This is a genomic window from Collinsella aerofaciens, from assembly GCF_015552075.1.
Classification (GTDB): Bacteria; Actinomycetota; Coriobacteriia; order Coriobacteriales; family Coriobacteriaceae; genus Collinsella; species Collinsella aerofaciens_Y.
Genome location: NZ_JADNDZ010000037.1, coordinates 1 through 6953, shown reverse-complemented (window position 1 = coordinate 6953; position 6953 = coordinate 1). Strand labels below are relative to the sequence as shown.

General features: G+C 60.2%; 1 protein-coding gene. It reads right to left on the bottom strand.

From position 1 onward, the window contains the following. Window positions 1-6284, bottom strand: a 6284-nt coding sequence (locus I2D41_RS02720; protein WP_195363464.1) for a discoidin domain-containing protein, incomplete at its 3' end; no start/stop codon positions are given. Between the last annotated feature and the right edge of the window lie 669 nt (window positions 6285-6953).

Here is a 6953-nt window from a genome sequence, read left to right as displayed (position 1 = left end):
GAACCGCTCTTCTTGCCGCCCTGGGCCTTGTCGCCTGCGGGCTTGCCCGCCTGGCCGCCGCCGTTCGAGCCGTTGCCGGAACCCTGGTTGCCCGAGCCGCCGGTGTTGCCCGAGCCGCCCTGGTTGCCGGAGTCGGCATCCTTAAGGCCCTCAATGGCCAGTTTGAGCTGGTCATAGGCCGCCTGGAGCTGGGCGTCGGAAGCATTCTCATCACCCAAGACATCCTCGGCGTAGGTAATGGCATCCGTCAGGGCCTTGACAGACTCGGCCGTCTTTCCCTTGGTGTCAGTCTCCTTCGCCTGCTTGACCAGGGCCTTGAGTTGCTTCTTGGTCGGGTTCTCGACCGGGGTCACCGGGGTCTTCTCGAGCGCGTCACGGGCATCCTCGAGCGCCTTGAGTGCCTGGTCGACCTCGTCCTGCGTGGCGTTCTCGTCGCTCAGGATGGCGCGGGCGCTCGCCAAGGCGTTCTGGAACGCGGTCCAGGAAGCCTCGGTGTAGTCACTGGCCTTAAGGTCGCCGGCTGCAACCTCGGCATCAACCTTTTCAATCGCGGCAGTGAGGTCGTCCTTCGCCACCGGATCGGGAACGGCCGCACCGTAGAACTTGAGTTCCGCCATGCTGCAGTAGGCGTCAACGCTGCCACCGCCGGCGTGGAGCACCTTGACGGTCACGTAGCGACCGCGCGCGGCACCAAAGCTCATCTGCCTCCAGTCGCCACGGTCGGTGAGCACGCGGCCGTCGTTGTCGAAGGTAAACGTACCCATCGACGCGGCGGTGCCCATCTCATAACCGTCGGCGGTGTCGGAGACCAGCACCTCGGCCTCAAAGATATCGCCGTTCGTGCCGCCGTCCTGGCGCGGCAGGAACGTGACGTCGGTGAGATCGTAGTCGCGGCCCAGGTCGACGGTCAGGTGCTGGGGCATACCGGCCTTATAAGCATAGTCGCTGTGCCAGAGCGTCTGCTCATCGCCGTCAAGAGCGTTGACGGCGTTGCTGCCCTCATAGTCGGCCTCGCTCGAGAAGCCGGTCACCTTGACGTTCTCGCGGTTCTCGGGCGTGTTGATGAGCTTCTTCTCATCAACGGGGCGCATCTTGAGGCCGTCGATTGCCTTTTCGATCTTGGTCGTAGCGTCTGCGACATCCTTCTTGCTATAGCTGCCCTGGCCGCCGTCGAGAAGCTTCTGAGCCGCCTCGACCGCAGCGGTGAGAGCTGCATAAGAATCCTTGGTGTAGACGGACTCGCTGTAGCCCGCGGCCTTGGAAAGCGCCGCCATGAGCGCAGAGGTGTCGACACCAGCCTTGACCTCGACCTCATAGGATGCGGTCTTGGAGGGGTCGAGCACTGACGCCACCGTGATCGTTGCCTTGCCGGCCTTGTTGGCACGCAAGTAGTAGTTCACGCTATCGCCGGCCTGAACAGCGGAGACGCTCACCACAGAGGAGTCGGAGCTCTCGACCGTCACATAGGGGTAGCCGGCGCTCTCGGGCGTGGCCTTAGCGTCGACGAGCGTAACGTCGCCCTCAAAGAACTCGGTCTGGTTCTTGCCCAGCTCGATACCCTCGATGGCCTCGACACCCTGCGTGTAGTTGAAGTTGATCTCGCGCAGTGTGAGCATCTGGTCACCCGATGCCTCAAGCGGCGTGATCTCGACCTTAGTCGCCTTCTTGCCCTTGTTCTCGGCAGAGAGGCCAAAGGCGTAGCGAGCCTGGAAGGAATCGTACTCCCCACCCGCGAACTCCTGGGTCGAGCCATCCTCGAACGTCACGACGGCCTTGATCTTCTGCACGGTGCCGTTACCGCCGTCGCGGTTGATGACCTCAACGGCATCGAGCTTCGATGGTGTCTTAAAGGCAAATGTCATCGTGGCGGGAAGCTTCACGTAACTCGGAAGCTTGCCCTCGCTGTCCCAGTTGCCGCTCCAGTTCCACAGGAACTCAAAGCCGTTGTCGCCCTCATCGTTATCGAACAGCGCGTTATAGCTCTTCTGCTGAATAAGCTTCTCGACGTTGGAACCGTCGTCGGTCGTGAGCTCGTCGTTGGTCATCGTGATGTTGAAGGCATCCTGACCGTACTCGGCAACCGTGGGCTGCGGAACGTCCGGCATCGTCACGGTACCGTCACTCGTAAACTCGAGCGCATCGCACGCCGGACCGATGAGCCAAGACGTCGAGGGCAGTTCAACCTTGCCGGCCGTCTTGGCCTTGAGTTTGAAGCTCGCCACCGCGCCAGTGCCGTTGTAGAGCTTGCCGTCACCGCGGTTGGCAAAGGCGAGGTTGATGGTCTGTGTGCCGTCCGCGAACTGGACCTTCTCGCGCGACAGGTTCTCCATGCCGGCGGTCGAACCATCCTGCGAGATGCTCTCGGACACAAACTCAAACTGGTCACTCTTAAAGTTGACGAGCGCGCCCAGGGCGTTGACGTTCTTGGCGTCGGCCGCATAGACATCGACGGTGATCTCATCGCCGGCATCGACCTCGGTCTTGCTCGGAATCACCGCGAGCTTGCCGGCGACCTTGCCTTTCTGCTTGGTGCCGCCATCAAGCCCCGCCATGGTAAACGAGTAGTCGTAGACATCATAGACCCCGTTGCCGTTGAGATCGGCAAAGTGGTCGCGAATCTGCGAGTCGAACGTCGAGGTATCGGGCTCGCGGTTCTCGAGACCCAGATAATTCTTCATGTTGGAATAGTCGCCATCGGAGATCGTTGCCTTGTTGAGGTTGGAACCCACAGCAAAGCCGTCCGTACCATCGGCCTTGTAGATGGCGATCTCGGACGCGGAGAAGAAGTTACCAACCGAAGCGAGCGGCGTCATACGCACGTAGCGTGCGGCCACGGCGCCGTCGAACGTCACCGTTTTGCAGGCGGCGGAGCGCTCCCAATCGACCTCCTGGCTCGTCCAATGGACACCGTCGAGACTCGTCTCGATGCGCATCTTGGTCACAGTGCCGTTGCCGGCGTCGGTACGCGGATAGTACTCGAGCTTGTCGAGCTTGTAGGCGCGGCCGTAGTCGACGGTGAGCGCCTTGCCCAGGTCGTTGCCGCCGGAGTGGAAGCCGCCGTCGCTCGTCTGGAACTCATGGTCGAAGGCGAGATCGGCCTTATGGCTGCCGTAGATCGAGCCCTCCCAGGTGATCTTCTCGGCCTCGGGCACGTTCCGCCATGGGTCGAGTGCGGAGTTCGCCGCGAGCACATCGCTCCAACGGGAGTAGCCCTCGGCGTTGCGCGAACGGATCTGGTAGGTGTGCTTGCTATTGTAGGCAAGATCGGTATGCGTGAATTCCGCTGCATCGCCCACGGCGAACACGGTGCCATCGACCTTAAGGTCGTAGGAGGTAGCACCATCGACCTTTCCCCAGGTGAGCTTAATGCTCGTGGGGGTCGTGGCGTCCTCGGGGGCAGCAAGGTTCGCGGGTGCGGAGAGGTTCTCGCTGAGGCGGTCGGCCGCGAGCGTGGCGTCGGCGTTCACGAAACCGCCCAGCTCGAGCGTCTGCTCCGCTGCAGCGACATCGGTCTTCGCAAACTTGACGTAGACCTTGGGGTTCGTGGTGATCTTAGTGTCGTTGAAGCTCTCGCCCTTCTCGGCCTCGGTGCTGTCCGCATCGCTGCCGTAGTGGTTGAGGTTGGGGCTTTCGTTGTAGAAGTAGACCGCTTGGCCAGCCTCGGGGGTCGCGGCGTCGAAAGCCTCCTGTGAGTCGACCTCGGTCACGTTGAGCGCAGTGCCGCCATTCTTGGCGATGACGCTCGCAGGCTTGGCGGACACGTTGGCCACGAAGGTCGTGGTGCGGTTGGAGTCGTAGCCGTTGTAGCCACCCTGCGAAGCCTCGGCGGTAAAGGTGGCGGTGCCGCCCGTGGCCTTGGAGCTGTAGACGGTGCTCACGTGCTCGCCGTAGGAGATGTTGTCGATCGTGCCGTAGGAATCGTCCTCGGTCGTGTTGTTCTGGATGGAGGAGCCGTCGTCCTCGTACTGCGTAAAGGTGCCGTCACCCTCGGTGGCGAAGAACTCGACGATACGCTGGCTGCGATCGGTGCCCTTGGTGTTAGTCTCGGTCACGGCCTCGGGGTTGTTGTTCTCGGCATACATCGGCACGATGGCGTTGGCCTTTACAAAGAGCGGCAACTTCCAAAGCGGAGCATCGTAGTTGTTGAGGACCTGGCCGCCGCGGTACTGCTTACCCGAGAAGTAGTCAATCCAGATGGTGGGATTCTCGTCGGTGCCGTAGTTGGGAAGGTAGATACCATTGCGAACGTCGTTGCCGTTCTCATCTGCCTGGGTATCCTGATACACCGGTGCCACCAGGAAGTTCTCACCGAACATGTACTGATACTGCGTCGAGGTGCTTGCGGCGTACTCGGAGTTGTCGGAGAGCAGCATGGCGCGGATCATGGGCAGGCCGGTATCGCCGTTGCCCGTGTCGATGTTGGCCGCCGAGGCCGCGCTCGTGTAGATATAGGGCATGAGTTGCGCCTTGAGCTTGAGGTAAAAGCGCGAAATGCCCGTGTAGGGATCGCCGTGCGTCATGGGCGACTTGCGGTAGGTGCCCCAGCCGTCCATGTCGAGCATAGAGGGCGTGAACGTCTTCCACTGGTAGTCGCGCGCGGAGATGATGGGGCTGCCACCAAAGATGCCGTCCATATCGGAGCCGATGTTGGGGTTGCCCGAGAGGCTCTGACCGATATACGTGGGGATGTGGAAGCGGATGTACTCCCAGTTGCCGCCGTACTGATCGCCGGTCCAGATGCCGCCAAAGCGCTGCGTGCCGGCCCAACCGTCAAGCGTGATGATGTTGGGGCGCTTGTTGGCGCCGGTCGTCACCGTATCGTAGGCCGTCTTGATGCCGTTGAGGCCAAAGGAGTAGCCAGAGCCCACCCAAGCGACGTCGGTCTTGAGGGTGGTAATGCCGCCCGTCTTGACCTCGGCGTCGAAATCGCGAAGCAAATGCCACGGGGTCTCGGAGTTGCTGTCAGGCTCCAGGTTAGACTGGGTCCACAGACCCGTGCTCACACCCTTGGAGTTAGCATACTCGTTAAACTTCTTAAGGTTGTCGACGTTGGCACGCACGGCGTTGAGGCGCTCGGCTGAACTCGTTCCGTCGGAGTTGACGCCGCCGGTCTTGTAATAACCGTTCTGGCCATAGCCGGCACCGTATCCGTCGTTCGGCAGGAACCAGCCGAGCGGCATGTCGTTGTCCTCGTAGTCATCGATAACCCGCTGGGCGGAGAATTGGCGGTCGAAATCGGTCGCCTTCATGTTCTCGGTATCGACCGTGGGGCCCTCACCGTTGAGCGTCTCGGCCGCAAGCGTGCCGTCGAGCTTGTAGCCCGTCGCCATGCCAGACTCGTACTTAACGTCGCCCTCCTTGCTCGAGGACTTGCTGCCCTTGGTCTCCCACTTCTTCTGACCCGAGGTCGTTGACCAGCCATCACGGTTATAGGCATTCAGATGACCCAGGTAGAAACCGTACTCGGGCAGCAGTACCGGATTACCGGTCACCTTGTAGTAGTCCTGCAGCATCTCGGTCGCCACGTTCGAGGCGCCCTCATTGGTCGCCACGAAGTAGTAGGCGTCGAACTCATTCTCGCTGTGCGAAGTCGTGACTGTTGATGCGTCCGTGGAACCGAAGTCGTAGGAACCCTCTGCAAACGTGTTTCGGAGCACGCCGTAACCGTCACTCGTCCAGTAGAACGGGTTGGGCGAAGCAACGCCGCCATCGGTCCAGTTGTTGGTGTTGGAGATGGCGATAGTCTGGTTGGTGTGCAGGAAGCGGCCGTTCTGAGTACCGCCGCCAAAGAAGTTCTCGGACTTCTCCTTGGCGAGCGTCTGTACGGTGCCCTTCTTATCAAGGTCGAGGGACGCGGACTCGGAGACCACGACACGGTCGCCCGACTTGATGCTCATCTTGCCAGTCGCCTTGTCCAGGATCACGGTCGCCTTTCCACCGCTGATCTCGATAGTGTTGCCCTTGTCGGCAACCGTCGCACTCGGCTTGCTGTAGGTGTCCGAGGCATCGGGCTGGGCCTGGATCTTAGCCGTGTGGGACTTACTGCGCGGCGTTGCGTACTCGGAAAACTCACCCTTGGGATCAACGTTGTAACGGAAAATACCGTCCTCGAGGAACGTAATGCGGCCCTTGATGCCGCCGGCGAAATCGATGTCAACGACGTTCGAGGCAGACTGAGACACGGTCGCCGATTCGACGCCCTTGAGTGGCGTGGCAACCGCCTGCTGGGGACTGGCGAACACGAGCGTCGCTGCCGTGGCAACGAGGACTGCGCTTCCCTTCACCCATCGTTTCGTAAAAATGGAATTCCTACGCACCTGGACTCCTTCCCTCCGACATGCGGAAGTGTCGCGGACGCGCGCCCCGCAGCATGGGCGAACGCATCAAACGGGGGGGTGTTCGGTACATTCCGTACAATTGGCCCACCCGTTACCAAGGGGTCAACTGGTAGTAACCAGATAGCCACCTATAAGGTTGAACCAGCATACTTGAGCAGTTGCGCAAATTAAGTTTGGAATTCTCCCAGCGGTATAAAAATGAACGTAGATGGCGAAGTGGGTCTAATCAACCATACCAATTGGTTCTCCAGCCAGATACCACTTAAGCATAGTTTTACTGTTTAACTGGTATTACATAACCAATACCTTTCCTCGGAAAACGGGCTTCGCGAATTATCCTGAGGGAAAGTCGTAGCCGCCACCCCGCGACCCACCGGGAATATCCATGACGCACGGTGGCTGATTTGATTTGAAATAGGAGGTTGTTGGAGGGTGGTGGACAGTTAGTTCAGATACGTATATTTTGGCGGTGCTAATTGGCGCTAACAAACTGGTTTTAAGTCGCTTTAGATCTAAAAAAAGGTCTTTCTCGCTATTGCCCGCGCGGCCTTGTCGGTCCAGACGGTAGCGCGCAGAGATGTGGTGTAAGAGGCGGGGCATGCCCCGCCTCTTCTC